This is a genomic window from Micromonospora sp. DT227 (assembly GCF_049841835.1).
In the GTDB taxonomy this organism is placed as follows: Bacteria; Actinomycetota; Actinomycetes; order Mycobacteriales; family Micromonosporaceae; genus Micromonospora.
On the sequence record NZ_JBNCLA010000006.1, the window covers coordinates 260,351 to 285,206 of the forward strand.

A 24,856-nucleotide genomic window follows, 5' to 3' on the forward strand; every position below is an offset into this window, starting at 1 on the left:
GCCTCAGGCGCGCGGGCCCAGGTCGCCGGAGCGGTAGTGCCGCCGGCACAGCACCTGGTAGCGGACGTCGGCGGTGTCCACGGTGTCGCCGATGACGACCTGCGCGCCCTCGCGGACCACCCGGCCGTCGACGACCCGGGCGTTGAGCAGCCCTTCCCGGCCGCACCAGCACAGCACCTCGACCTGGATGCGGGCCACCTCGTCGGCCAGTTCGAACAGTCGTTGCGCGGCCGGGAACAGGCAGGAGCGGAAGTCGGTGGCCAGGCCGAAGGCGTAGACGTCGACGTCGAACTTGTCGACCAGTTCGGCCATCTGCTCGACGTGGTCCAGGTCGTAGAAGGACGCCTCGTCGCAGATCAGGTAGTCGACGCGTACCCCCTCGGCCCACGCGTCGCGGACCAGGTCGCGCAGGTCGAGTCCGTCGGTGACCTCGATGGCCTCGTGGGCCAGGCCGATGCGGGTGGTGACCTGCGGGCCCAGCGAGCGGTCGATGCGGGTGGTGACCAGGCCGCGGCGGCCCTGCCGGGCGTGGTTGTAGTTCATCTGCAACGCCATGGTGGACTTGCCGCAGTCCATCGGCCCCCAGAAGAACTTCAGCGCGGCGGCGTGCAGCGGCCGGCCGTCGACGCCCCGGGCGGCGGCGCAGCCGCCGGCACGGTCGTCGCCGGGCCCCGGCAGGGGGCGGGCCAGGCAGGTCGGGGCGGCAGCGGCGTCGTCGGTCACGTCGGGGCAGCCTAGTCGATCGACGCCGCCGCATACCGGCCGCGATGATCGACCGGGTGCGCTCAGAGCACCCGGGGCGGGGTGTTGCCGGCGGCGATGATGGCCCGGCGCATCGGCACGGCGGCCAGCAGCGCGAAGCCGACCACGAAGAAGATCAGCAGCGAGACCAGCCCCACCCGGTAGGACGAGGTGAGCTGGAACACCAGGCCGAACGCGAGCGGGCCGAGCCAGCTGGTGCCCTTGTCGCTGATCTCGTAGAAGCCGTAGTACTCGCCTTCCTTGCCGGCGGGGATGAGCTGGCTGAACAGTGAGCGGCTCAGCGCCTGGCTGCCGCCGAGCACCAGCCCGATGCAGCCGCCGAGGATCATGAACGGCACCGGCGCCTCGGCGGGCAGCCGGAACGCGGCGATGATCACGCCGGTCCAGAGCACCAGCGACAGCAGCACCGTCTTCCAGGCGCCGATGCGTCGGGCGAGCGCGCCGAGCGCGAGCGCGCCGCCGAAGGCGAGGAACTGCACCAGCAGGATGGTCACGATCAGGGTGCTCTGCTCCAGCCGTAGCTCCTCGGTGCCGTACTGGCTGGCGAGGGTGATGACGGTCTGGATGCCGTCGTTGAACACCAGGAACGCGAGCAGGAAGAACAGCGTCAGCGGGTACGCCTTGACCTCGCGCAGTGTGCGGCCGAGTTGGCGGAAGCCGTCGGTGAGCACGTTGCCGCCGCCCAGCGGCACCGCGACCGGTGGGCGTTCGCGCAGCCAGCGCAGCGGCAACAGGGTGAACGCGGCCCACCACACGCCGGCCGAGACGATCGACCAGCGGGCCAGGTCGAGGGTGCGCTGGGCGTTGCCCTCCTCGCTGAGCGCGGTGACGGCGACCAGGTTGAGCGCGAGCAGCAGCCCGCCGCCGAGGTAGCCGATGGCCCAGCCGCGGCTGGAGATGGCGTCGCGGTCGTCCGGGCCGCCGAGCTGCGGCAGGAACGAGTTGTAGACGACCACGGCGGCGCCGAAGGAGATGTTCGCGATGAGGAACAGCACGCCGCCGAGCAGGTACCGCTCGCCGGTGACGAACGCGAACGCGACGGTCGCGCCGGCGCCGGTGAACGCGGCGGCGGCCAGCAGCCGCTTCTTGTGCGCGGACCGGTCGGCGATCGCGCCGATGACGGGCAGCACGAACACGGTGAGGAAGACCGACAGCGAGATCAGGTACGGGTAGTAGGAGCCGGCGGCGACGCGGATGCCGAGCGGGTGCACCACGCCGTCGCAGCGGTCGGCGCCCAGCTCGCAGCCGGCGGCCAGCTCGGTGACGGTGGTCAGGAACGGCCCGAGGAAGACCGTGATGACGGTGGTCTGGAACGCGGAGTTGGCCCAGTCGTAGAGGTACCAGCCGGTGCGTTCGCGGCGGGTGCTGCCCGGGGGCGCGGGCTCGGCGACGGCGGGGGTGACCGTTTCGGCCATCGGGGCGGTCCTCGGGGGGTCAGGCGGCCCAGTGGCCGCGGCTGCGGTAGACGTCGCGGAGCACGCCGACGTGATCGGTCATGATGCCATCCACTCCAAGATCAAGTAACTGGTGCATCCGGGCGGGTTCGTCGATCGTCCAGACGTGCACCTGCAGGCCGATCCGGTGGCAGTAGGCGAGGAACCGGCGGTCGACCACCGGGATTCCCCCGTAGGAGACCGGGACCTGGGCGGCGGCCACCGACGGCGGCAGTCGCAGCGGCCGGCCGTGCAGGGAGGCCATCCGCAGTCGGGCCACGCCGCGCATGCCGAGGCTGGTGGCGACCGTCGGGCCGGCCAGGGCGCGCAGCCGGGTCAGCCGGGCGTCGCTGAACGAGGCGAGCAGCACCCGGTCGGCGGCGCCGGCCCGCACCACCGCCTCGACGGTCGGCGCCACCCCGCCGTCGGCCTTGACGTCGACGTTGAACCGGACCTGCGGCCACGCGCCGAGCACGTCGTCGAGGCGGGGCACCAGGGCGGCGCCGCCGACGCGTACCGAGGCGAGATCGGCGAAGCGCAGGTCGGCGATGCGTCCGGCCTCGCCGGTGACGCGGCGCAGCGTCGGGTCGTGGAAGACCACCGGCACGCCGTCGGCGGTGGCGTGCACGTCGGTCTCCACGTACCGGTAGCCCAGCGCGACCGCGCGGGCGAACGCGGCGGCGGTGTTCTCGTCGCCGTCGGCCGCGCCGCCGCGGTGGGCGAAGGCCAGCGGCGCGGGCGCGTCGAGGTAGCCGTGACGGGGCTGCACGCCGGCAGTATGCCGGGCCGAAACGGCCGACGGATGTCCGGCCGGTGAAATTCCCTATCGTTACCCATGGCCGCTAACATAGGGTGCGATGGGTAACGACATGTATTCGGTGGAGCAGGTCGCGGCGCGGCTCGGGCTGCACGTGCGCACCGTGCGCGGCTACATCCGCGCCGGCCGGCTGCCCGCGACGCGGATCGGCAAGCAGTACCGGATCGCCCGCGCCGACCTCGACGCGTTCACCGGCCGGCCCGCGCGACCGGCCGGCCCGGCGGCGGAGGTGTCGAGCATCGTGGCGCTCGACGGCGTCGACCGGGCCGCCGCCGACCGGCTCGCCACGCTGGTGCTGGCCGGCGTCACCACCCACCCCGACCCGGACCGTCCACTGCGCGTGCAGACGGTCCACGACGAGGAACGGCACCATATGAAGATCATCGTCCTGGGCGACCTCGGCGCCACCGCCGAGCTGCTGCGCCTGCTCGACGCGGTGCTCGACGGCGACAACGGCCTGCTCGCCGGGAAGGAGGCCGACCGTGGCTGACGAGCTGAGCGAGCGCGCCGGCGTCACGGTGCTGGTCTGCGACCCGGCCGGCCCGCCGATCGTCACCGAGGCCGACGCGCTGGAGCTGATCGGCGCGGCGTTCGCCGGCGCCACGGTGGTGGCGGTGCCCGCCGCCCGGCTCGACCCGAGCTTCTTCACGCTGGGCACCCGCTTCGCCGGGGAGGTCATGCAGAAGTTCGTCAACTACCGGCTGCGCCTGGTGGTGGTCGGGGACATCTCCGCGTACCTGGCCGGCAGCGGCGCGCTGCGCGCGCTGGTGGCCGAGTCCAACCGGCACGACCAGGTGTGGTTCGTCCCGGACCTGGCCGCCCTCGACGCGCGCCTGGCCGCCGCCCCGTAACCCCCACGCGATCTTGCACTTCCGGCCCTCGTTCGAGGCGGTTCTGCCCGATACGCCCGGGCAGCAAGTGCAAGATCGCGGGGCGGGTGCGAGGGCGGGGCGGGGGCGGGGTCGGTCAGTGCAGCCAGTTGGCGGTCAGGGCGGTCACGGCCAGGCCGTCGGTGTCGGCGAGTTTGACGGCGACGAACTGGCGGGCGGCGGGGGAGGTCTGCACGCGGGGCGCGGGTTCCGGGTCGGTCAGTGTCGCCACCACCGCCGCGGCGGCCTCGGCCGGCGACTGGGCGGCGGCGAACGCGGCGGCGCTGCGACCGAGGTACGCCCGCAGCGCCGGCCCGTACGGCCCGGCGGCGGCCACCGCGGTGTCCGCGTCGATCCCGACGTTGGCGACGAACTCGCTGGCCACCGCGCCGGGCTCGACCACGCAGACGCTCACCCCGACGGTGGCCGCCACCGGCGCCAGGGACTCCATGAACCCCTCGACGGCGAACTTCGCCGCGCAGTATGCCTCGTTGAACGGCTGCCCGACCACCCCGCCGACGCTGGTCACCGTGATCAGCCGCCCGTTCGCGGCGCGCAGGTGCGGCAGCGCGGCACGGGTGACGTGCAGGACGCCGAAGAAGTTGACCTCCAGCACCGCCCGGACGTCGTCGACGGTCTCGCGTTCCAGCGTGCCGACGTGGCCGGCGCCGGCGTTGTTGACCACCGCGTCGAGCCGGCCGTGCCGGGCCACCACGTCGGCCACGCAGGCGGTCACCGAGGACTCGTCGACCACGTCGAGCCGGCGTACCTCCAGCAGGTCGCCGACCCCGGCGGCGTCGGCGGCGGCGCGCAGCGGGCCGGCCCGGTCGGGGTCGCGCAGCGTGGCGACGGTGCGCCAGCCGGCGCGGGCCGCGCCCACGGCGGTTTCCAGGCCGATGCCGGTGGACGTGCCGGTGATCAGCACGACGGGAGCGTTCACGTCTGCCACGGTCTCACCCTATGTCGGGGCCGCGCGGCCGATTCAGCCGGTTCGGTGCCGGCGGTGCGCGCGGCTCGGGTCGACCGGCCGGCCGGGGTCGACGTGGCGGGGCCCGTCGGGCTCGTGCGGGCGCAGCGGGGCCAGGTCGTCGGTGATCGCGTCGATGATCCGGTCGGTGGCGCGGCGGGCCGTGCCGGGCGCGCCCGCATCCAGGTCGGCCAGGGGCACCGGGGCGCCGAAGTGCACCCGGATGACCGGGCGGCGGGCGAGCGCCCGGGCCAGGCCGCGCAGCATGCCCTTCGGCGCCCGGTACGGCAGGACCTCGTGCGAGCCCCACTGGGCGACCGGGACGACGGCGGCGCCGCTGGCGAACGCGAGCCGGGCCGCGCCGGTCTTGCCGCGTTCGGGCCACATGCCGGGGGCCAGCCCGATGCGTCCCTCCGGGTAGACCAGCACCACCGACCCGCCGGCGACCGCCTCGGCGGCGATCTCCAGCGACCGGTGCACGGCGGTGGTGCCGCGGTCGACGCGGATGTGCCCGGCGTGGCGCATCAGCGGCCCGAGCACCGGGGCCCGGAACAGCCCGCCGGTGGCCATGATCCGGGGGGCGACGCGCCGGACCCGGCAGGCGGCGGCGAGCACCACCGGGTCGAACGGGCTGATGTGGTTGGCGGCCAGGATCAGCGGCCCGCGGCGCAGCGCCTCCGGCACGTCGCCGGTGACCTCCAGGCGGCCGATCAGCGCGACGGCGGCCCGGGCGAGCGTCTGCGCGCCGCGCCACAGCAGCGGCGCGCGCCAGGGGGAGGTGTCCATCAGTGCTGGATGGTCGCACGGCCGCGCCGGTGGAGGTGATCAGGGTCATTGGTCCCGGGTCGGTTCGGGCCCTGCGGCCCTGAAAATTTTTCTACGACACCGAGTAGTATTTACTACGTCTCGTAGTAAGAAGGCTGGGGGTTCTCAGGTGGACGCGTTGGACGTCGCCCGCTGGCAGTTCGGTGTCACCACCGTCTACCACTTCCTGTTCGTGCCGCTGACCATCGGCCTGTCCGTGCTGGTCGCCGTGCTCCAGACCATGTGGCACCGCACCGGCAACGAGCGGTACCTCAAACTCACCAAGTTCTACGGCAAGCTGTTCCTCATCAACTTCGCCATGGGCGTCGTCACCGGCATCGTGCAGGAGTTCCAGTTCGGCATGAACTGGAGCGACTACTCCCGCTTCGTCGGCGACATCTTCGGCGCGCCCCTCGCGATCGAGGCCCTCGTCGCGTTCTTCCTCGAATCCACGTTCATCGGCCTGTGGATCTTCGGTTGGGACCGGCTGCCCAAACGCCTGCACCTGGCCGCGATCTGGGCCGCCGCGATCGGCACCAACCTGTCCGCCTACTTCATCCTCGCCGCGAACTCGTTCATGCAGAACCCGGTCGGGTTCCGCATCAACCCCGACAGCGGACGCGCCGAACTGACCGACTTCGTCGCCGTGCTTACCAACAAGGTCGCGCTGGTCACCTTCCCACACACCCTCGCCGGGTCGTTCCTGGTCGCCGGGTCCCTCGTGGTCACCGTCGGGCTGTGGCACGTGATGCGCAACCGCGGCAGCGCCGACACCGGCGCCTACCGCTTCGCCACCAAGTTCGGCTCCTGGGTGGTCCTGGTCTCCGCCACCCTCGTCGTGCTCACCGGCGACATCCAAGGCAAGATCATGACCGAGGTGCAGCCGATGAAGATGGCCGCCGCCGAGGGCCTCTACACCACCGAGAGCCCCGCCTCGTTCTCCGTGCTCACCATCGGCAGCCTCGACGGCAGCCGCGAGGTCTTCGCCCTCAAGATCCCCTACCTGCTGTCGTTCCTCGGCACCGGCGACCCGAACGGCACCGTGCAGGGCATCAACGACCTCCAGGCCCAGTACGCCAGCCAGTACGGCCCCGGCAACTACGCCCCGATCATCCCGGTCACCTACTGGAGCTTCCGCTTCATGATCGGCTTCGGCCTGGCCGCCGCCGCCATCGCGCTGCTGGTGCTCTGGAGCCACCGCAAGGGCCGCACCCCCACCAGCCGCTGGCTGCTGCGCGCCGGCCTGGTCATGCCGGCACTGCCGCTGCTCGCCAACTCCTTCGGCTGGATCTTCACCGAGATGGGCCGCCAACCCTGGATCGTGTTCGGCGAGATGCTCACCCGCAACGGCGTGTCCCGCAGCGTCTCCCTCACCGAGGTGCTCACCTCCTTCACCGCCTTCACCCTCATCTACGCCACCCTCGCGGTGATCGAGTTCAAGCTGCTGGTCCGCTACGCCCGCGCCGGCGTCCCCGACGTCACCCCGCCCCCCGACGACGACGACACCGACGACGCGCAGCGCCCCCTCGCGTTCGCCTACTGACCGAAAGAGCCCACCGTGGAACTGACCACCGTCTGGTTTCTCCTCGTGGCCGTGCTGTTCACCGGCTACTTCATCCTCGAAGGCTTCGACTTCGGCGTCGGCATGCTGCTGCCCGTGCTCGGCCGCGACGACCGGCAACGCCGCGTCCTGATCAACACCATCGGCCCCGTCTGGGACGGCAACGAAGTCTGGCTGATCACCGCCGGCGGCGCCATGTTCGCCGCGTTCCCCGAGTGGTACGCCACCCTGTTCTCCGGCTTCTACCTGCCGCTACTGCTCATCCTGCTCGCCCTCATCGCCCGCGGCGTCGCCTTCGAATACCGACACAAGCGCCCCGAGGCGTCCTGGAAACGCCGCTGGGACCGGGCCATCTTCCTCGGCTCCGCGATCCCGGCCGTGCTGTGGGGCGTCGCGTTCGCCAACATCTTCCGCGGCGTACCCCTCGACGCCGACCACGAGTACGTCGGCGGCCTGCTCGACCTGCTGCACCCGTACGCGCTGCTCGGCGGCCTCACCACGCTCGGCCTGTTCGCCACCCACGGCGCGGTGTTCCTCGCGCTCAAGACCACCGGCGACATCCGGCAGCGCGCCGGCACGCTCGCGGTGACACTCGGCGCCGGCACCGCCGTGGCCGCCGTGGCGTTCCTCGGCTGGTCGCTGACCATCCGCGCCAACGCCACCGCCGTCGTGCTCGCCGTCGGCGCCGCCCTCGCCCTGCTCGGCGGCCTCGCCGCGGCGAGGGTACGCCGCGAGGGCTGGGCGTTCACCGGCACCGCGCTGGCCATCGCGCTGGCCGTGGCGACCCTGTTCGCCGCGCTGTTCCCGAACGTGCTGCCGTCCACGCTCGACCCGGCCGGCACGCTCACCGCCACCAACGCCGCGTCCACCCCGTACACCCTGAAAATCATGACGTGGGTGGCGGTGATCTTCACTCCGATCGTGCTCGCCTACCAAGGTTGGACCTACTGGGTGTTCCGCCGCCGAATCGGGGTACAGAACATTCCGCAACACTGATGGACCTGCGGGCGCAGGGGTGGCGCGGGGCCGGTGCGAGGGGGTCGCACCGGCCCCGCGGGGTGCCCGGGGCAGCGCTCAGCGGGCCTCGCGCAGCTCCGCCAACCGCGCCTCGATCTCCGCCAGCTCCGCGCGCAGCTTCTCCGCCTGCTGTTCCGCCTCGGCCCGCTCCGCGCCCAGGATCTGCTCCACCGCCTCCTGCACCCCCGGCACGTCCACCAACGCCACCATCCGCAGCGCCTCCGCCGGCTTCACCACGTACGGCCTGGCGAGCGCCTTCGCGCCCTGCTGCGCAGCCACCGTCCACTCGCCCTCGGCGTACGCCAGGGTCACCGTCAGCCCCGCCGGCGTCTTCGGCTTCGCCGCCTTCACCGCCCGCTTCGCCGGCCTCGGCTCCGCCTGCTGCTCCACCTTCGGCTCCTCCCGACGCGGCGCGGGCACCCGCGGCGTGTCCAACACGAACTCCGGCGCCGCCGGCGCGGCCACCTCCGGCTCGGGCTCCGGCTTCGGCTCCGCGGCCGGCCGCCGCCCGGCGCCCTTCGGCGCGACCGCCACGTCAGCGGGGGAGAAGGGCAACTCGTCGCGGCCGAACCGCACCACCACGAACTCCTCGGACTGCTCCGGATCGGTCAGCTCCACCACCTGCCCGAGCTGCCCAGCCACCTGCCCGGCCGCCTCGGTGAACACCACCCGCGGCTTCCGGCCCGCCGCCAACGACTCACGGATCTGCTGTACCTCGTCAGTGGACAACCCCTGGACCGCCATCACGCCCTCTTCCGTACACCTGTTTGATTGCCGCCCTTGATACCAGGCCGGCACGACACCCCGACGGTCAACCCCCGAGCGCCCGCAACGCCGCGTCGGCGTGCGCGTTCATGCTCACCTCGCTGTGCACCACCGCCAGCACCCGCCGGTCCGGGCCGATCACGAACGTCATCCGCCGGGTGCTCAACGCGCCCAGCGGCAACCGCCGCCGCACCCCGAACGCCGCCGCCACCGCCCCGTCGACGTCGGACAACAGCGGATAGTCGAAACCGTGCCGGCGGGCGAACTCCGCCTGCCGCTCCACCGGGTCCCGGCTGATCCCCACCCGCGACGCGCCCACCGCCGCGAACTCCGCCGCCAAATCCCGGAAATGGCAGCTCTCCGCCGTGCACCCCCGCGTCATCGCCGCCGGATAGAAGAACAGCACCACCGGCCCGGCGGCCAGGAACTCCGACAGCCGCCGCGGCGTCCCCGTCTGGTCCGGCAGCGTGAAATCCTCGACCAGGTCACCGACACCCACACCCACCACATACCTCCCGAGCCTCGCCGTCGATGCGGTGAGCCTAGGCGCGCCACACACCCGCCACCTCGCCGGCCACCGCCCCGGCCTGCGCGAACCCCGCCCGCGCCGACGCCGCCCGCCGCGTCGGATCCAGCACGTTCCGCCCGATCGCCGCCCGCGCCGCCCGGTCCGGCGCCACCACCGCCACCCGCGCCCCCGCCGCCCGCAACGCCGCCACCTGCGCCGACACCCGCGGCATCGGCCCCACCGCGGCGCTCGTCGGCGCCAACACCACCACCCGCCGCGCCCCGGCGGCCAGGTCCGCGTTCACCGGCGACCGCACCCCACCGTCGACGAACCGCCGACCCCCGACCGTCACCGGCGGCCACACCCCCGGCACCGCGCAACTGGCCCCCACCGCGTCGACCAGCGACACCCCACTGCCGGCGTCGAACACCACGAACTCACCCGACACCGCGTCGACGGCGGTCACCAGCAGCCGCCGCGCCGGCCACTGCCGCGCCGGCAACCGCGCCGCGATCACCGCCCGCCGCGACTCCTCCGACGGGGTACGCGCCGCCAACGCCACCGCGCCCACCCGCGCGCGGGCCCGCGCCGCGTCCCGCCCCCGACCGCCCGCCCACGCCCACCGGGCCAGCACCCCCAACCCGAGCCGCGCCGGCACCTCGTCACCCGGCGGCCGCAACTGCGCCGCGTACCGCTGCGCCGGCGGCACCCCGCAACACACCTGCGCCCCGACCACCGAACCCGCCGACGTGCCCACCACCAGATCCGCGTCCTCCAGCGACACACCCCGTTCGGCCAGCCCGGCCAGCAGCCCCAACTCCCAGGCCACCCCGGTCACCCCGCCGCCGCCCAACACCAACGCCCGCCCCATGTGACAGTCCTCTCCGTCGCCGCCGGTGCCGCCCACGGTAACGTCGCCCCCACCGGCAGGGCAGGGGAGAACGCATTGACCTCGATCACCATCGTCACCGGCGGTGGACGCGGCATCGGCGCGGCCACCGCCCGCCGGCTCGCCGCCGCCGGCCACGACCTGGTCATCGGCTACCGCGCCGACCACGACGCCGCCGCGACCGTCGCCGCCGACGTGCGCGCCGCCGGCCGACGCGCCGTCACCGTCGCCGCCGACACCACCGACCCCGACGCGGTACGCCGGCTCTTCGCCGCCGCCGACCAGCTCGGCCCGCTCACCGGCCTGGTCAACAACGCCGGCGTCACCAGCCCCATCGGCCCCTTCACCGACCTGCGCGCCGAGGACCTGCGCGACGTCGTCGACGTCAACCTGATCGGCTACGTCCTCTGCGCCCAGCAGGCCGCCCGCCGGATGAGCGCCGGCGGCGCCATCGTCAACGTGTCCTCCGCCGCCGCCACCCTCGGCAGCCCCGGCGAGTACATCCACTACGCCGCCGTCAAAGCCGCCACCGACACCCTCACCGTCGGCCTGGCCAAGGAACTCGCCCCACGCGGCATCCGCGTCAACGCGGTCGCCCCCGGCATCATCCGCACCGACATCCACGCCCGCTCCGGCGTACCGGACCGCCCCGAGCGCGCCGCCGGCCGCATCCCGCTGGGCCGCGCCGGCGAACCCGACGAGGTGGCCGGCGCGATCGTCCACCTGCTCGGCCCCGACGCCTCGTACACCACCGGCGCGGTCCTGCGCATCGCCGGCGGCCTCTGACCGGCGCGGCGGCCCGGAGCAGACCCCGGGCCGCCGCCACGCGTCACTGCGTGAACAACTTCGCCGCCGTGATCAGCGTCTGCACCACGCCGTAGCCCAAGAGCGCGGCCACCACCAGCCACGACACCACCAGACGGACCTGCTGCCCGCCACCGCTGCGCCCGTTCACGACCCGCTCCGCTCCGCCGTCACCGGCTGCCCGTCCACCATCTCGTCCCGGCCCGACGCCGGCTCGTGGAACCGCCGCGGCACCGGCCGGATCAGCAGGTTCGCCACCAGCCCCACCGCCAGCACCCCGACCATCGTGAACAACGCCGGCCGGTACGCCGACGCGGTCAACGAGCCCGGCTCGCCCTGCGCGTCCAGGAACGCGTTGACGATCAGCGGGCCGGCCACCCCCGCCGCCGACCACGCGGTCAACAGCCGACCGTGGATCGCGCCCACCTCGAACGTGCCGAACAGATCCCGCAGATACGCCGGCGCGGTCGCGAACCCGCCCCCGTAGAACGACAGGATCACGCAGGCCAACAGCACGAACAACGCCGTCGCGCTCTGCCCGACCAACGCCAGCACCAGGTACAGCACCAGGCCCACACCCAGATACACCACGTAGATCGGCTTACGGCCGATCACATCCGACGTCGACGACCAGACGAACCGGCCCGCCATGTTGAACAGCGACAGCAACCCGACGAACCCGCCGGCCGCCGCCACCGACACCGCCGACGTGCCGTTGTCCCGGAAGAAGTCCTGAATCATCGGGCTGGCCTGCTCCAGGATGCCGATGCCCGCCGTCACGTTGCAGAACAGCACCACCCACAGCAGCCAGAACGACCGCGTCCGCACCGCGTTCGCCGCCGACACGTTCGCGGTGGTCACCATCGGCTTCGCCGCCACCTTCGCCGGGTCGAACCCGGCCGGCCGCCAGTCCGCCGCCGGCACCCGCACGTTGAACACCCCGAACATCATGACCACGAAGTAGCCGACACCGAGCGTGACGAACAACCACACCAGCGCCGACCCCGACGCCGTCGACCCGCTGTTCGACGGGTCGTACCCCGGGTCGAACAACGACAACAACTGCCGGGACAGGGGAGAGGCCACCATCGCCCCACCACCGAACCCCATGATCGCCAACCCGGTGGCCAGCCCCGGCCGGTCCGGGAACCACTTGATCAACGTGGAGACGGGGGAGATGTACCCGATCCCCAACCCGATCCCACCCAGCACCCCGTACCCCAGATACAGCAGCCACAACTGCGACGACGCGATGCCCAGCGCGCCCACCAGGAAACCCGCCGCCCAGAAGCACGCCGAGACGAACATCGCCTTACGCGGCCCGTTCGCCTCCACCCACGTACCGGCCACCGCGGCCGACAACCCCAACATCACGATCGCGATGCTGAAGATCACGCCGATCGCCGTCTGCCCCGAGTCGAAATGCGCGATCAGGGAGTTCTTGTACACGCTCGTCGCGTACACCTGCCCGATGCAGAGATGGATCGCCAACGCCGCCGGCGGGATCAACCACCGGCTGTACCCCGGCGGCGCGACGGTGTGCCGACGATCGAGTGCGGAAAGCATCAGTGCTTCCTCCGTCCAGATGGCGAGAACCCCTCGCTTCATGCCCCCACCACACGCTGCGCCCAAACCCACCCCGCGCCCGACGGTCGAAACCCTGAGCCGAACGGTCACCAGCCGAACCGGATGCGACGATGAACACGTGAAGATCCTGTCCATCCAGTCCTCGGTCGCCTACGGCCACGTCGGCAACTCCGCCGCCGTGTTCCCCCTGCAACGCCTCCGCCACGAGGTCTGGCCGGTACTGACCGTGCACTTCTCCAACCACACCGGCTACGGCGCCTGGCGCGGCCCCCTGCTCGCCCCCACCGACGTCGCCGACGTCATCACCGGCATCGCCGAACGCGGCGTGCTCGGCACCGCCGACGCCGTACTCTCCGGCTACCAGGGCGACCCCGCCGTCGGCGCCGTCATCCTCGACGCCGTCGCCCAGGTCAAAGCCGCCAACCCGGCCGCCCTCTACTGCTGCGACCCGGTCATGGGCGACGTCGGCCGCGGCATGTTCGTGCGCCCCGGCATCCCCGAATACCTGCGCGACACCGTCGTGCCCCGCGCCGACATCGTCACCCCCAACCAGTTCGAGCTGGAGTTCCTCGCCGGCCGCCGCACCGACACCCTCGACGACCTGCTCACCGCCGTCGACGCCGTCCGCGCCACCGGCCCCGACCACGTCCTGGTCACCAGCGTCCTGCACGGCGACCTGCCCACCGACCACCTCGACGTCGTCGCCGTCTCCACCGACGGCGCCTGGGCCGTCACCACCCCGCTGCTGCCGATCAGCCCCAACGGCGGCGGCGACGTCACCGCCGCCCTCTACCTCGCCCACCTCGCCACCACCGGCTCACCCGCGACCGCGCTGGAACGCACCACCAACTCCATCTACGCGGTCCTCGACGCCACCCTCGCCGCCGGCACCCGCGAACTCCAACTCGTCGCCGCCCAGGACGCCATCGCCGACCCACCCACCCGCTTCACCGCCCGCCGACTGCGCTGAACACCTGGACGCCCCCGCCCCGACCAGCGAAAATGCCACACGTGCCAACCCACCACCCGGCCACCGACGACCCCGCCTTCGCCCACCGCCTACGCGACCTCGCCCGCCTGCGCCGCATCCGCGACCGCATCGACCGCGAACACGCCCAACCCCTCGACGTCGAAGCCCTCGCCCGCGGCGAACACATGTCCGCCGGCCACCTCAGCCGCCAGTTCCGCCAGACCTACGGCGAAACCCCGTACTCCTACCTCATGACCCGCCGCATCGAACGCGCCATGGCCCTGCTGCGCCGCGGCGACCTCAGCGTCACCGACGTCTGCTTCGCCGTCGGCTGCCAGTCCCTCGGCACCTTCAGCACCCGCTTCACCGAACTCGTCGGCGAACCCCCCAGCGCCTACCGCGCCCGCCACGCGCCCGGCACCCCCGAACCACCCCCGTGCCTCACCAAACACGCCACCCGACCGATCAGGAATCGAGAAGCCCCCGCCACCTGACCGAACTAGCGTGACCACCATGACCGTCACGATCCACTACGCCTTCCTGCCCCACACCGACGCCGACGCCGCCCTCGCCTTCTACCGCGACACCCTCGGCTTCGACCTGCGCAACGACGTCGGCCAGGGCAACACCATGCGCTGGCTCACCGTCGGCCCACCCGGACAGCCCGAGACCGGCATCGTCCTGCACCCCCCGGCCGTCGACCCCGGCATCACCGACGACGAACGCCGCACCGTCCTCGAACTCATCGCCAAGGGCACCTACGGCGCGCTCACCCTCGCCACCGACGACCTCGACACACTCTTCGACCGCCTCCAGGCCAGCGGCGCCGACGTCGTCCAGGAACCCACCGAACAGCCCTACGGCGTCCGCGACTGCGCCTTCCGCGACCCCACCGGCAACCTCATCCGCATCAACCAACGACGCTGACCGGCGGACGTACCGTACTATGTACGCCGGCCGGCGCGCCGCACGCCGGCCGGCCCGACACCGCACCAACCGGACGGAGACCCATGCCCCAGGCCCACGCCGACAGCCACGACGTCATCCGCGTCCACGGCGCCCGCGAGAACAACCTCCGCAACGTCGACGTCGACTTGCCCAAACGCCGCCTCACCGTCTTCACCGGCGTCTCCGGCTCCGGCAAGAGCAGCCTGGTCTTCGGCACCATCGCCGCCGAATCCCAACGCCTCATCAACGAGACCTACAGCGCCTTCGTCCAAGGCTTCATGCCCACCCTGTCCCGCCCCGACGTCGACATCCTCGAAGGCCTCACCACCGCCATCATCGTCGACCAGGAACGCATGGGCACCGACCCCCGCTCCACCGTCGGCACCGCCACCGACGCCAACGCCATGCTCCGCATCCTCTTCAGCCGCCTCGGCCAACCCCACATCGGCCCACCCAACGCCTACTCCTTCAACGTCCCCTCCGTCCGCGCCACCGGCGCCATCACCGTCGACCGCGGCCCCGACAAGACCCAGACCAAGAAGGGCACCTTCCACCGCCTCGGCGGCATGTGCCCCCGCTGCGAAGGCCGCGGCAGCGTCACCGACTTCGACCACACCGTCCTCTACGACGCCGACCGCACCCTCAACGAGGGCGCCATCACCATCCCCGGCTACAGCATGGACGGCTGGTACGGCCGCATCTTCCGCGCCAGCGGCATGTTCGACCCCGACAAACCCCTGCGCGACTACACCGACCGCGAACGCCACGACCTGCTCCACAAGGAACCCACCAAAATCAAGGTCGAAGGCATCAACGTCACCTACACCGGCCTCATCCCCGCCATTCAGAAGTCGATGCTCGCCAAGGACGTCGACGCCATGCAGCCCCACATCCGCGCCTTCGTCGAACGCGCCGTCACGTTCACCACCTGCCCCGACTGCGACGGCACCCGCCTGGCCCCCGAAGCCCGCTCCTCCAAGATCAACGGCATCTCCATCGCCGACGCCTGCGCCATGCAGATCAGCGACCTCGCCACCTGGGTCCGCGACCTGCACGAACCCTCCGTCGCCCCGCTGCTCACCGCACTGGGGGACACCCTCGACTCCTTCGTCGAGATCGGCCTCGGCTACCTCAGCCTCAACCGCCCCGCCGGCACCCTCTCCGGCGGCGAGGCCCAACGCACCAAAATGATCCGCCACCTCGGCTCGTCCCTCACCGACGTCACCTACGTCTTCGACGAACCCACCATCGGCCTGCACCCGCACGACATCGCCCGGATGAACAACCTCCTGCTCCGCCTGCGCGACAAGGGCAACACCGTCCTGGTCGTCGAACACAAACCGGAAACCATCGCCATCGCCGACCACGCCGTCGACCTCGGCCCCGGCGCCGGCACCGAAGGCGGCACCATCTGCTACGAAGGCACCGTCGCCGGCCTGCGCGCCAGCGACACCGTCACCGGCCGCCACCTCGACGACCGCGCCACCCTCAAGGACACCACCCGTACCCCCACCGGCACCCTGCCCATCCGCGGCGCCGCCACCCACAACCTGCGCGACGTCGACGTCGACATCCCGCTCGGCGTGCTGGTCGTCGTCACCGGCGTCGCCGGCTCCGGCAAGAGCAGCCTCATCCACGGCTCCCTGGCCGGACGCGACGACGTCGTCAGCATCGACCAGAGCGCCATCCGTGGCTCCCGCCGCAGCAACCCGGCCACCTACACCGGCCTGCTCGACCCCATCCGCAAGGCCTTCGCCAAGGCCAACGGCGTCAAACCCGCCCTGTTCAGCGCCAACTCCGAAGGCGCCTGCCCCACCTGCAACGGCGCCGGCGTCATCTACACCGACCTCGGCATGATGGCCGGCGTCGCCAGCACCTGCGAGGACTGCGAAGGCAAGCGCTTTCAGGCCGCCGTGCTCGACTACCACCTCGGCGGTCGCGACATTAGCGAGGTCCTCGCCATGCCGGTCAACGAGGCCGAGAAGTTCTTCGGCGCCGGCGACGCCCGCCTCCCGGCCGCCCACGCCATCCTCGACCGGCTCGCCGACGTCGGGCTCGGCTACCTCACGCTCGGTCAACCACTGACCACGCTGTCCGGAGGGGAGCGGCAGCGGATCAAGCTGGCCACCCGGATGGGGGACAGGGGCGGCGTCTACGTCCTCGACGAACCGACCACCGGCCTGCACCTGGCCGACGTCGCCCAACTGCTCGGCCTGCTCGACCGGCTGGTCGAATCCGGCAAGTCGGTCATCGTCATCGAACACCACCAGGCGGTCATGGCACACGCCGACTGGATCATCGACCTCGGCCCGGGCGCCGGCCACGACGGCGGTCGTATCGTCTTCGAGGGCACCCCGGCCGACCTGGTGACCACGCGGTCCACCCTCACCGGCGAACACCTCGCCGCCTACGTCGGGGCCTGACCCGCGAACCCGGGGCGGCGGTGTCCGGCACCGACACCGCCGCCCCGACCAACGGTTCGATAATCTACATTATGTCAAGTAAGGCGGAGTCGGGGTCCCCCGTCACTCCGCCACCGGGTCCGCCAACACCGCCGCCACCACCCGCAACGGCTCCGCGACCCCGGACCCGATCGTGACGAGCGCCTTCCACAACGCCCAACCCCGGGCCCGCCGCCACGCGTCGACCGGCAACCCGACCGCATCCCGGAACGCCGCGCGCTCGACGCCGACGCACCACGTCCAGGCCGGCACCAGATCGCAGGCCGGATCACCCACCCCGCACTGCCCGAAGTCGATCATCGCGGCGAGCCGGCCGCGCGCGACCAGCAGATTCCCGGCCGAGACGTCACCGTGGAACCACACCGGCGCCGTCGGCCAGGCGGACGTCACCGCGCCCGCCCACACCGTCCGCGCCGCGGCCGTGTCCACCCGACCGTCCAGCGCCGCCAGGGCCCGCTCCACCTCGTCGCCGTAGACGCTCGGGTGGCAGCCCCGGAACGCCGAGTGCCGGCCGGCGACCGGTCCGCCCGCCGTCGGCGCCTCGCGCAGCGCGGCCAGCAGGCCGCCGAGGTCCCGGGCCACGGCGACGCGGTCCAGGGCGTCGGCGGCCTCCAGCGTGTCGCCGGGCAGCCACCGCCGCACCGACCAGGGGTACGGGTAGCCGGCGCCGGGCGCCCCGGTGGCGACCGGTTCGGGCACGGGCAGCGGCAGGTGGCGGGCCAGGACGGGCAGCCAGCGGTCCTCCTTGGCGACGCCGGGCACGTAGCCCTCGGCGCTCGGCAGCCGGGCCAGCAGGTGCTCGCCGAGGCGGAACGTCCGGTTGTCCCACCCCTGGCGCGCGACGGCGGTGACCGGCAGGTGCGCCCACTGTGGGAACTGCGCGGCGACCAGGGCGCGGACGAGCGCGGCGTCGATCTGCACCATGCGGTCCAGTCTGCGGGGCGCGGCAATCGTTTTTCGTCGGTGCGCTCCCCCGGAGTGGCGACCTGGCGGGAACGCGAGAATCATGCATAATATCCCTTATGCATGACAAAGCGGACGAAACGGTAGGGGCGTTGATCGAGGAGTTCCTGACCGCCCGGGCCACCCGCAAGCCCTCCCCGCACACCCTGGCCGCGTACCGGCGGGACCTCACCGGCGTCGCCGCACTGGAGGTGGCGGACGGTGACGGCACTCCCCTCCCCCTGGGCCGACTGCCGGTCGGACGCCTGTCCCCCCGGCTGATGCGCGCGGCGTTCGCCCGGTTCGCCGCGCCCCGCGCCGCCGCGTCGGTCCACCGCGCCTGGTCCACCTGGAACAGTTTCTTCACGTTCCTGGTGGCCGACGGGGTGGTGGCCGGGAACCCGATGCCCGCGGTCGGGCGGCCCCGGACGCCGCTCCCCCGGCCCAAGCCGCTGCGGGGTGAGGACACCCCGGAGGAGCTGCTGGCGGCGGTGGCGCGGGCCGAGGGCCGGCAGCGCGACCCGTGGCCGGAGCGGGACGTGGCGGTGCTGGCGTTGGCGCTGTGTGCCGGGTTGCGGCTGTCGGAGCTGCTGGCGCTGCGGGTGTCGTCGCTTGCCGGTCGCGAGGGTGAGCGGCGCGTGGACGTGGCCGGCAAGGGCGGTCGGCCGCGGACGGTGCCGATCGAGGTGGGCGTGGACCGGGTGGTGGGTGGTTACCTGGACAGCCGGCGGCGGCGGTTCGGGGCGCGCAGTGTGCGTCCGGACGGGTCGTTGCTGGTGGACCGGCAGGGTGAGCCGTTGCGTCGGGGTGGCCTGCAGTATCTGGTGGAGTCGTGTTTCCGGCGGGCGGGCATCGGTGACCGGGTGCCGCGCGGGGCGCGGTTGCACGCGTTACGGCACACGTTCGCGACGCGGTTGGCCGAGGACGGGGCGAGCGCGGCGGAGATCATGCGGTTGCTGGGGCATGCGTCGTTGGCGTCGTCGCAGACGTACATCGAGGTGACGGCGGGTCAGCAGCGGGCGGCGGTGGCGGCCAACCGGACGAACCGGGCGTTGTCGGGGTTGGGTCTCTAGCGGGCGGGGGGCGCGCCGGGCAGGCCGAGGTGGTTCGCGACGTGGGCCAGGTGGTGGGAGGTGCCCCAGGCGAGCCAGTGTCGGGCGGTGCCGGGGGTGGCGTGGCGGGTGGCGCGCAGGGCGATCTGTTCGTCGCCCCAGGAGAAGTGTCGTCCGAGGGTGGGCCAGTGGTCGGCGGCGACGAGTGTTCGGCACAGGTCGTGGATGGCGCTGTTGCCGTTGTCGTCGCGGGCGGCGGCCCGGTAGGTCCACCAGACGTCGTGGTCGGTGTAGCGGAGGTTCGGGGGTGGTCCCCAGCCGCCGGTGGCGGGTCGGGGGTGGGCGATGCCGTAGTCGGCGAATCGGACGTGGTGGTCGTGGAGGCGTTGCCAGAGGTCGAGGTCGAAGCGGCGGAGCGGGGTGGGGGTGTTGGGGGGTAGGTGGGCGATGCTGCGGGGCATCGCTCCGGCGGCGACGACGACGGCTTTCCAGGGGTGCCGGTGGGTCCAGGAGAGGTGTTTGCGGACCAGTGGTTCGGCTCGGGTGAGGTCGTGTTCGGAGCGGAGGTGGGCGGCGTCGAGGAGCAGGACGGTGTGTTCGGCGTGCAGGTCGATGGCGGACAGGAGGTGGTGCGCCCGGGTTTCGGCGTCGTCGTCGGTCGGGTCGAGTCGCAGGACGGCGCCGTGGCCGTGCAGGGCGGCGGCGTCGCGGATGTCGGCCAGTCGTGCGGGGCTGTCGTGGGGGTGGGCGACGGGCAGCATCGGGTTGCCCCACTGGTGCAGGTCTTCGGCGATGTCGGGCAGCGGTCGTCGGAGTCCGGTGGCGGGGTCCGGTAGGTGGTGGGCGTCGACGGCGATGGTCATGTCGCGGGGAAGGGTGTCCTGTGCGCGCCGACTGAAGGTGCGGGCGTCGTGGATGGGCCCGTGTGTGGTGGCGGCGACGTCGAAGATGGGGAGGAGGTGGGGCGCCAGTTCGTCGGGGATCTGGTCGATGGCGTCGAACTCGCCGGCGCGGCCGTGGAGTATCGGGAAGTAGTCCGCCATTGCGCATCGCCCCACACGATCCGACCGACAGTTACTGTCATCGATGGTCCACGCTTCGTGTCCGATCGGCAACCGTGGGTGTGCGGATGCTGGCTGTGGTGGTGGCAGGATCGGTCGGATGCGGGTGGGTGCGGCGCGGGCGGTGGCGGTCGACTGGGTGCGGGAGCGGATGCGGGTTGATCCGTCGGTCGAGGGAGCGTTGTTCAGTGGCTCGACGGTGGGGTTGCCGGACGACGCGGTGTTGCCGGTGTGGTCGGACGTGGACGTGCTGCTGGTGCGGGACTCCCCCGGCGTGAAGGTGGGCAAGTTCGTCCATCGGGGGGTGTTGTTGGAGGTCAGTTCGGTCACCTGGGCGGAGGTGGGTGAGCCGCAGGACGTGCTGGGGTCGTGGGTGTTCGCGCCGATGTTCCGTACCGATGGGGTGATCGCGGATCCGTCGGGGCGGTTGGCGGCGGTGCGGCGGCGGGTGGCGACGGGGTTCGCGGATCCGGTGTGGGTGCGGCGGCGGTGCGCGGGGGTGCGGCGGCGGGTCGAGGACGGGTTGCGGGTGTTGGACGCGGGGGCGCCGCTCGCGGAGCAGGTGTTGACGTGGGTGTTCCCGACGTCGCTGCTGGCGGTGTGGCCGGCGGTGGCGGGGTTGGTGGATCCGACGGTGCGGCGGCGGTACGTGCGGGCGTCGGAGGTGTTGGCGGGGCACGGGTTCGGTGGGCGGTATCCGCAGTTGTTGGCGACGTTGGACGGCGGTGGGGTGGGCGCGGGGCGGGTGCGGGAGCATCTGGCCGGGTTGGCGGTGGTGTTCGACGAGGTGGCGCGGCTGCCGCGGGAGGGGTTTGCGTTCGGGGCGGATCTGGCGGTGGCGGGGCGGCCGGTGGTGTTCGACGGTGGGGCGGCGTTGGTGGCGGCGGGGCGGCACCGGGAGGCGATGTTCTGGGTGCTGGTGACGTACGCGCGGTGTCTGGTGGTGTTGGGGGCGGTGGCGCCGGAGCGGGAGCGGGCGTTGCGGCCGGGGTTGGTGGCGGTGTTGGCGGATCTTCAGGTGGTGTCGGCGGCGGATCGGCGGCGGCGGGCGGATGCGGTGTTGGCGTCGTTGCCGGGGTGGCAGTCGGTGGTGGATGCGATCGTGGCGCGCGCTGTGGGAGGGTGAGGGGGACGCGACTGGCGGCACGGGGATGGGTGAACCATCGGGGAGCTCGTCGTGGGGGTCGACCGCCTGGGCCTCCGCGGGCGAGGTGCCGCATGTCTTCTTCTTCGGTGGTTGCGGGTTCGTCGGCGCGGTTGTTGCCGGGTGCGCCGGTGGCCGAGCGGGTGTGGAGTGAGGTGGCCGCGTCGGTGGCGGAGCTGCGTGCGGTGGGGGTGACGCCGGCGTTGGCGACGGTGCTGGTGGGTGACGACGACGCGAGCGCCGGTTACATCCGGATCAAACAGCGGCAGGCGGCGGCGTTGGGGTTCGCGTCGCCGCACGTGCACCTGCCGGCGTCGGCGTCGCAGGCGGATCTGCACGCGGTGGTGGCGGATCTCAACGCGGACCCGGCGGTGCACGGGGTGCTGGTGCAGCATCCGATCCCGGGGGGTCTGGACTACGACCGGGCGTTGGCCGAGGTGGATCCGGACAAGGACGTGGACGGCATGCATCCGGTGAACATGGGTCGGTTGGCGTTGGGGTTGCCGGGGCCGTTGCCGTGTACGCCGGCGGGGATCGAGGCGTTGTTGGCGTTCCATCAGGTGCCGGTGTCGGGCCGGGAGGTGGTGGTGCTGGGTCGGGGTGCGACGTTGGGTCGGCCGTTGGCGATGTTGTTGGCGCAGAAGCGGCCGACGGCGAACGCGGCGGTGACGGTGGTGCACACGGGGGTGGCGGACTGGCCTCGGTACACGCGGCGGGCGGAGATTCTGGTGGCGGCGGCGGGGGTGCCGGGGATCGTGCGGCCGGAGCATGTGCGTCCGGGCGCGGTGGTGGTCGGTGGTGGGGTGCGCTACGAGGGGCGGCGGTTGTTGCCGGATGTGGACGAGTCGTGTGCGCGGGTGGCGGGTGCGATCACGCCGCGGGTGGGTGGGGTGGGTCCGACGACGGTGGCGATGTTGTTCCGTAACGCGGTGCGCGCGGCCCAGCGGCAGACCGGCGTGGGGTGAGGGTCAGCCGAGGTCGACGACGAGGGGGCGGTGGTCGGAGACGGTGGAGGTTGGGGTGTCGACGGCGGTGACGGGTGGGAGCCGGTCGAGGTGGTGGGGGTCGGCGAGGATGTGGTCGAGTTGGACGCGGGGTTGTCCGGCCGGGTAGGTGGGGCGTCGGCCCAGGGGGCGCCAGCGGGACAGCGCGGCGGCGGGGCCGGCGGGGAGGTTGAGGTCGCCGAGCAGGATGCGCGGGGCGGGCAGCGCGCGCAGGGCGCGCACGACGCGGCGTAGTTGCCACATGTTCCAGCCGGGGACGAAGGACAGGTGGGTGGCGGCGACGGTGAGTGGGCCGTGGGGGGTGTCGAGGACGGCGGCGAGGACGACGCGGGGTTCGTCGCGGAGCAGGACGAGTCCGCCGCGGGGGCCGGGGATGTAGATGGGTGAGCGGACGGGTGCGGCGGGTAGGCGGGTGACCTGCCAGGAGCGGACGGGGTGGCGGCTGATGAGGCCGACGCCGTAGAGGGGTTCGCCGTGGCCGTCGTCGTCGTGGGTGAGGGGGCGGAAGTGTTCGCCGGGGGTGCCGACGACGGCGGCGGCGAAGCGGTGGTGGTCGGCGTGCAGGGCGTGGGCGGCGAGGGCGGTGAGGTCGAGTTTGCCGCTGCGGGTCTGGTCGCGGTCGACTTCCTGGAGGGCGAGCACATCGGCGTCGAGGGCGGTGACGGCGGCGGCGAGTCGGTCGGGGTCGACGAGCCCGTCGGTGAGGGAGCGGCCGTGCAGCAGGTTGAAGGTGGCCAGGCGCACCTGCACACCCTACGTGGTGGTGGCAGGCTGGTCGGATGGTGAAGCTGTTGTGTTGTTCGGTGCTGGTGTTCGTGGCGGTGGCGTCGGTCGGGTTGTGGGTGCGGCGTCGTCGGGGGCGGTGAGGCTGGCCACAGGGGTGCTCGCGGGTGGTGGCGGGGTGGGCAGAATGCGGCCGTGGATGCCGGGTCGTTGGTGACGTTGCTGGCCGCTGCCGCGTTGGCCGGGTGGGTGGACGCGGTGGTGGGTGGCGGCGGGTTGCTGTTGTTGCCGGCGTTGTTGCTGGCGGCGCCGGGGGTGCCGGTGGCGACGGCGTTGGGGACGAACAAGTTGGCGGCGATCTTCGGTACGTCGACGGCGGCGGTGACGTATGCGCGGCGGACGAGGCTGGATTGGGCGGTGGCGGGTCCGGCGGCGGGGTTGGCGGTGGTGACGGCGGGGTTGGGTGCGGCGTTGGCGGGGGCGGTGCCGGCGGGGGCGTACCGGCCGGTGGTGTTGGTGGTGTTGGTGGCGGTGGCGGTGTTCGTGCTGACCCGGCCGCGGTTGGGGGTGGTGGCGTCGCCGTCGCGGCGGACCCGGCGGCGGGTGGTGGTGGCGGTGGCGGTGGCCGGGTTGGGGGTGGCGTTGTACGACGGGTTGATCGGTCCGGGTACGGGCACGTTCCTGGTGTTGGCGTTCACGGCGTTGGTGGGTGCGGATTTCGTGCAGGCGTCGGCGATGGCGAAGGTGGTGAACGCGGGCACGAATCTGGGGGCGCTGGTGGTGTTCGGGGTGACGGGGCACGTGTGGTGGTTGTTGGGGGCGGCGATGGCGGTGTGCAACGTGGCCGGGGCGGTGGTGGGCGCGCGGATGGCGTTGCGGCGGGGTGCGGGGTTCGTGCGGGTGGTGCTGTTGGTGGTGGTGTTGGCGTTGGTGGCGCGGTTGGGTTACGACCAGTGGGTGGCGGTGCGGTGATGGTGGTGCGGGCGGAGCACGACCGGGCGGTGCTGGCCGGGTTGTTGGGTCGGGATCCGGTGTTGCACGCCTACCAGTTGGGTGATCTGGACGATTTCTTCTGGCCGTACACGTCGTGGTTCCGGTCGGGTGACGAGGTGGTGTTGCTGTACCACGGGGTGGAGTTGCCGACGTTGTTGGCGTTCGCGGCGCCGGATCGGGTGGCGGCGTTGTCGGGGTTGTTGGTGGCGGCGGCGCCGGTGTTGCCGGCGCGGTTGTGGGCGCACCTGTCCCCCGGTCTGGAGGCGACGGTGGCGCGGTGGTACGCGGTGTCGGACGCGGCGGCGCATGTGCGGATGGCGTTGACGGATCCGGGGCGGTTGGCGGCGGTGCCGGCGGTGGGTGAGCCGTTGGGGCGGGCGGATCTGCCGTTGTTGCGGGAGTTGTACGCGGTGGCGTATCCGGGGAACTGGTTCGACGCGCGGATGGTGGACACCGGTCAGTACGTGGGGGTGCGTGCGGGTGGTCGGTTGGTGGCGGTGGCGGGGGTGCACGTGTTCTCGCCGCGGTGGGGGGTGGCGGCGGTGGGGAACGTGACGACGCATCCGGCGGTGCGGGGGCGTGGTCTGGGGGCGGGTGTGGTGGCGGCGTTGTGCGCGCGGCTGCGGGCGTCGGTGGATCATGTGACGTTGAACGTGCGGGTGGACAACGTCGCGGCGGTGCGGTTGTACGAGCGGTTGGGTTTCACTCGGGTGGCCGGGTTCACTGAGTGCGCGTTGACCCGGTTGCCCGGCTGACCGAGGGGGCTGTGGGGTG

Annotated in this window: 27 protein-coding genes and 1 riboswitch; of the genes, 14 read left to right on the forward strand and 13 right to left on the reverse strand. The window is 72.6% G+C overall.

All coding sequences use genetic code 11. The features are described from left to right. Window positions 1–3: 3 nt before the first annotated feature. The 3 genes from ACLQ2W_RS21890 to ACLQ2W_RS21900 form a co-directional block, all read right to left on the reverse strand. Window positions 4–723: a thymidine kinase gene (locus ACLQ2W_RS21890; RefSeq protein WP_374709241.1), complete on the reverse strand. Its 720-nt coding sequence runs from the start codon at window positions 721–723 to the stop codon at window positions 4–6. Window positions 724–785: 62 nt separating this feature from the next. Next, window positions 786–2,177, reverse strand: a complete 1,392-nt coding sequence (locus ACLQ2W_RS21895) for an MFS transporter (protein ID WP_405089451.1) — start codon at window positions 2,175–2,177, stop codon at window positions 786–788. A gap of 19 nt (window positions 2,178–2,196) precedes the next feature. Further along, the gene (locus ACLQ2W_RS21900; RefSeq protein ID WP_425788147.1) at window positions 2,197–2,964 is read right to left on the reverse strand and encodes a glycerophosphodiester phosphodiesterase; all 768 of its coding nucleotides are present in this window, start codon (window positions 2,962–2,964) and stop codon (window positions 2,197–2,199) included. An 88-nt stretch (window positions 2,965–3,052) separates the two neighbouring features. On the opposite strand from ACLQ2W_RS21900, the gene ACLQ2W_RS21905 reads away from it, so the two are divergent. Both ACLQ2W_RS21905 and ACLQ2W_RS21910 read left to right on the forward strand, forming a co-directional pair. Then, on the forward strand, window positions 3,053–3,502 hold the full coding sequence (locus ACLQ2W_RS21905) for a helix-turn-helix domain-containing protein (RefSeq protein WP_281941244.1): 450 nt from the start codon (window positions 3,053–3,055) through the stop codon (window positions 3,500–3,502). After that, window positions 3,495–3,863: a DUF4180 domain-containing protein gene (locus tag ACLQ2W_RS21910; RefSeq protein ID WP_425788150.1), complete on the forward strand. Its 369-nt coding sequence runs from the start codon at window positions 3,495–3,497 to the stop codon at window positions 3,861–3,863. The genes ACLQ2W_RS21905 and ACLQ2W_RS21910 overlap by 8 nt, the downstream gene beginning before the upstream one ends. 115 nt (window positions 3,864–3,978) lie before the next feature. On the opposite strand, the gene ACLQ2W_RS21915 is transcribed toward ACLQ2W_RS21910, so the two are convergent. Together ACLQ2W_RS21915 and ACLQ2W_RS21920 are read right to left on the reverse strand one after the other, a co-directional pair. After that, window positions 3,979–4,830 (reverse strand): SDR family NAD(P)-dependent oxidoreductase, encoded by an 852-nt coding sequence (locus ACLQ2W_RS21915; protein ID WP_425788152.1) that lies wholly within the window; start codon window positions 4,828–4,830, stop codon window positions 3,979–3,981. Between the two features lie 33 nt (window positions 4,831–4,863). Next, window positions 4,864–5,634, reverse strand: coding sequence for a lysophospholipid acyltransferase family protein (locus tag ACLQ2W_RS21920; protein WP_425788154.1), 771 nt, complete (start codon window positions 5,632–5,634; stop codon window positions 4,864–4,866). Between the two features lie 148 nt (window positions 5,635–5,782). Here ACLQ2W_RS21920 and ACLQ2W_RS21925 point away from each other — a divergent pair, with 148 nt between their 5' ends. Together ACLQ2W_RS21925 and cydB are read left to right on the forward strand one after the other, a co-directional pair. Beyond that, the gene (locus ACLQ2W_RS21925) at window positions 5,783–7,195 is read left to right on the forward strand and encodes a cytochrome ubiquinol oxidase subunit I (protein ID WP_425788156.1); all 1,413 of its coding nucleotides are present in this window, start codon (window positions 5,783–5,785) and stop codon (window positions 7,193–7,195) included. 15 nt (window positions 7,196–7,210) lie between these two features. Continuing rightward, on the forward strand, window positions 7,211–8,209 hold the full coding sequence (gene cydB, locus ACLQ2W_RS21930; RefSeq protein WP_425788158.1) for a cytochrome d ubiquinol oxidase subunit II: 999 nt from the start codon (window positions 7,211–7,213) through the stop codon (window positions 8,207–8,209). Between the two features lie 78 nt (window positions 8,210–8,287). On the opposite strand, the gene ACLQ2W_RS21935 is transcribed toward cydB, so the two are convergent. The 3 genes from ACLQ2W_RS21935 to ACLQ2W_RS21945 all read right to left on the reverse strand — a co-directional run bounded on the left by ACLQ2W_RS21935 (window position 8,288) and on the right by ACLQ2W_RS21945 (window position 10,374). Further along, window positions 8,288–8,974 (reverse strand): hypothetical protein, encoded by a 687-nt coding sequence (locus ACLQ2W_RS21935; protein ID WP_425788490.1) that lies wholly within the window; start codon window positions 8,972–8,974, stop codon window positions 8,288–8,290. A 67-nt stretch (window positions 8,975–9,041) separates the two neighbouring features. Further along, the gene (locus ACLQ2W_RS21940) at window positions 9,042–9,500 is read right to left on the reverse strand and encodes a peroxiredoxin (protein ID WP_425788160.1); all 459 of its coding nucleotides are present in this window, start codon (window positions 9,498–9,500) and stop codon (window positions 9,042–9,044) included. Between the two features lie 37 nt (window positions 9,501–9,537). Further along, entirely contained in the window at window positions 9,538–10,374 is an 837-nt protein-coding gene (locus tag ACLQ2W_RS21945) for a patatin-like phospholipase family protein (RefSeq protein ID WP_425788162.1), read from the reverse strand. A 75-nt stretch (window positions 10,375–10,449) separates the two neighbouring features. On the opposite strand from ACLQ2W_RS21945, the gene ACLQ2W_RS21950 reads away from it, so the two are divergent. After that, window positions 10,450–11,178: an SDR family oxidoreductase gene (locus ACLQ2W_RS21950; protein WP_425788164.1), complete on the forward strand. Its 729-nt coding sequence runs from the start codon at window positions 10,450–10,452 to the stop codon at window positions 11,176–11,178. Window positions 11,179–11,221: 43 nt separating this feature from the next. Here ACLQ2W_RS21950 and ACLQ2W_RS21955 read toward each other — a convergent pair whose 3' ends face one another. Beyond that, window positions 11,222–11,347, reverse strand: a complete 126-nt coding sequence (locus ACLQ2W_RS21955) for an MFS transporter small subunit (RefSeq protein WP_425788166.1) — start codon at window positions 11,345–11,347, stop codon at window positions 11,222–11,224. Beyond that, window positions 11,344–12,762: an OFA family MFS transporter gene (locus ACLQ2W_RS21960; RefSeq protein ID WP_425788168.1), complete on the reverse strand. Its 1,419-nt coding sequence runs from the start codon at window positions 12,760–12,762 to the stop codon at window positions 11,344–11,346. The genes ACLQ2W_RS21955 and ACLQ2W_RS21960 overlap by 4 nt, the downstream gene beginning before the upstream one ends. Before the next feature lie 139 nt (window positions 12,763–12,901). Between ACLQ2W_RS21960 and pdxY the strand changes: the two genes are divergently transcribed. The 4 genes from pdxY (at window position 12,902) to ACLQ2W_RS21980 (ending at window position 17,124) form a co-directional block, all read left to right on the forward strand. Next, a complete protein-coding gene (pdxY, locus tag ACLQ2W_RS21965; protein WP_405089463.1) occupies window positions 12,902–13,753 on the forward strand; it encodes a pyridoxal kinase PdxY in 852 nt (283 codons plus the stop codon). Between the two features lie 41 nt (window positions 13,754–13,794). Continuing rightward, window positions 13,795–14,247, forward strand: coding sequence for a helix-turn-helix transcriptional regulator (locus ACLQ2W_RS21970; protein ID WP_425788171.1), 453 nt, complete (start codon window positions 13,795–13,797; stop codon window positions 14,245–14,247). 19 nt (window positions 14,248–14,266) lie between these two features. Further along, window positions 14,267–14,680 (forward strand): VOC family protein, encoded by a 414-nt coding sequence (locus ACLQ2W_RS21975; protein ID WP_405089465.1) that lies wholly within the window; start codon window positions 14,267–14,269, stop codon window positions 14,678–14,680. An 83-nt stretch (window positions 14,681–14,763) separates the two neighbouring features. Beyond that, window positions 14,764–17,124 carry an excinuclease ABC subunit UvrA gene (locus ACLQ2W_RS21980; RefSeq protein WP_425788173.1) on the forward strand — a complete coding sequence of 787 codons (2,361 nt, stop codon included), beginning with the start codon at window positions 14,764–14,766 and terminating at the stop codon, window positions 17,122–17,124. 102 nt (window positions 17,125–17,226) lie between these two features. On the opposite strand, the gene ACLQ2W_RS21985 is transcribed toward ACLQ2W_RS21980, so the two are convergent. Beyond that, window positions 17,227–18,087 carry an aminoglycoside phosphotransferase family protein gene (locus ACLQ2W_RS21985; RefSeq protein WP_425788175.1) on the reverse strand — a complete coding sequence of 287 codons (861 nt, stop codon included), beginning with the start codon at window positions 18,085–18,087 and terminating at the stop codon, window positions 17,227–17,229. 98 nt (window positions 18,088–18,185) lie between these two features. On the opposite strand from ACLQ2W_RS21985, the gene ACLQ2W_RS21990 reads away from it, so the two are divergent. Further along, window positions 18,186–19,178: a tyrosine-type recombinase/integrase gene (locus tag ACLQ2W_RS21990; RefSeq protein ID WP_425788177.1), complete on the forward strand. Its 993-nt coding sequence runs from the start codon at window positions 18,186–18,188 to the stop codon at window positions 19,176–19,178. On the opposite strand, the gene ACLQ2W_RS21995 is transcribed toward ACLQ2W_RS21990, so the two are convergent. Beyond that, window positions 19,175–20,200 carry a beta family protein gene (locus tag ACLQ2W_RS21995; RefSeq protein ID WP_425788179.1) on the reverse strand — a complete coding sequence of 342 codons (1,026 nt, stop codon included), beginning with the start codon at window positions 20,198–20,200 and terminating at the stop codon, window positions 19,175–19,177. The two genes, ACLQ2W_RS21990 and ACLQ2W_RS21995, sit on opposite strands and share 4 nt — an antisense overlap. A gap of 118 nt (window positions 20,201–20,318) precedes the next feature. Between ACLQ2W_RS21995 and ACLQ2W_RS22000 the strand changes: the two genes are divergently transcribed. Both ACLQ2W_RS22000 and ACLQ2W_RS22005 read left to right on the forward strand, forming a co-directional pair. Beyond that, entirely contained in the window at window positions 20,319–21,344 is a 1,026-nt protein-coding gene (locus ACLQ2W_RS22000) for a hypothetical protein (protein ID WP_425788181.1), read from the forward strand. After that, window positions 21,342–21,423: riboswitch (ZMP/ZTP riboswitch) on the forward strand. (Overlaps the previous gene by 3 nt.) 13 nt (window positions 21,424–21,436) lie before the next feature. After that, on the forward strand, window positions 21,437–22,327 hold the full coding sequence (locus tag ACLQ2W_RS22005; protein WP_425788183.1) for a bifunctional 5,10-methylenetetrahydrofolate dehydrogenase/5,10-methenyltetrahydrofolate cyclohydrolase: 891 nt from the start codon (window positions 21,437–21,439) through the stop codon (window positions 22,325–22,327). A 3-nt stretch (window positions 22,328–22,330) separates the two neighbouring features. Here ACLQ2W_RS22005 and ACLQ2W_RS22010 read toward each other — a convergent pair whose 3' ends face one another. Further along, on the reverse strand, window positions 22,331–23,110 hold the full coding sequence (locus ACLQ2W_RS22010; protein WP_425788185.1) for an endonuclease/exonuclease/phosphatase family protein: 780 nt from the start codon (window positions 23,108–23,110) through the stop codon (window positions 22,331–22,333). Window positions 23,111–23,284: 174 nt separating this feature from the next. Between ACLQ2W_RS22010 and ACLQ2W_RS22015 the strand changes: the two genes are divergently transcribed. Both ACLQ2W_RS22015 and ACLQ2W_RS22020 read left to right on the forward strand, forming a co-directional pair. After that, window positions 23,285–24,061: a sulfite exporter TauE/SafE family protein gene (locus ACLQ2W_RS22015; protein WP_425788187.1), complete on the forward strand. Its 777-nt coding sequence runs from the start codon at window positions 23,285–23,287 to the stop codon at window positions 24,059–24,061. Next, window positions 24,061–24,837, forward strand: coding sequence for a GNAT family N-acetyltransferase (locus ACLQ2W_RS22020; RefSeq protein WP_425788189.1), 777 nt, complete (start codon window positions 24,061–24,063; stop codon window positions 24,835–24,837). The genes ACLQ2W_RS22015 and ACLQ2W_RS22020 overlap by 1 nt, the downstream gene beginning before the upstream one ends. Window positions 24,838–24,856 lie beyond the last annotated feature (19 nt).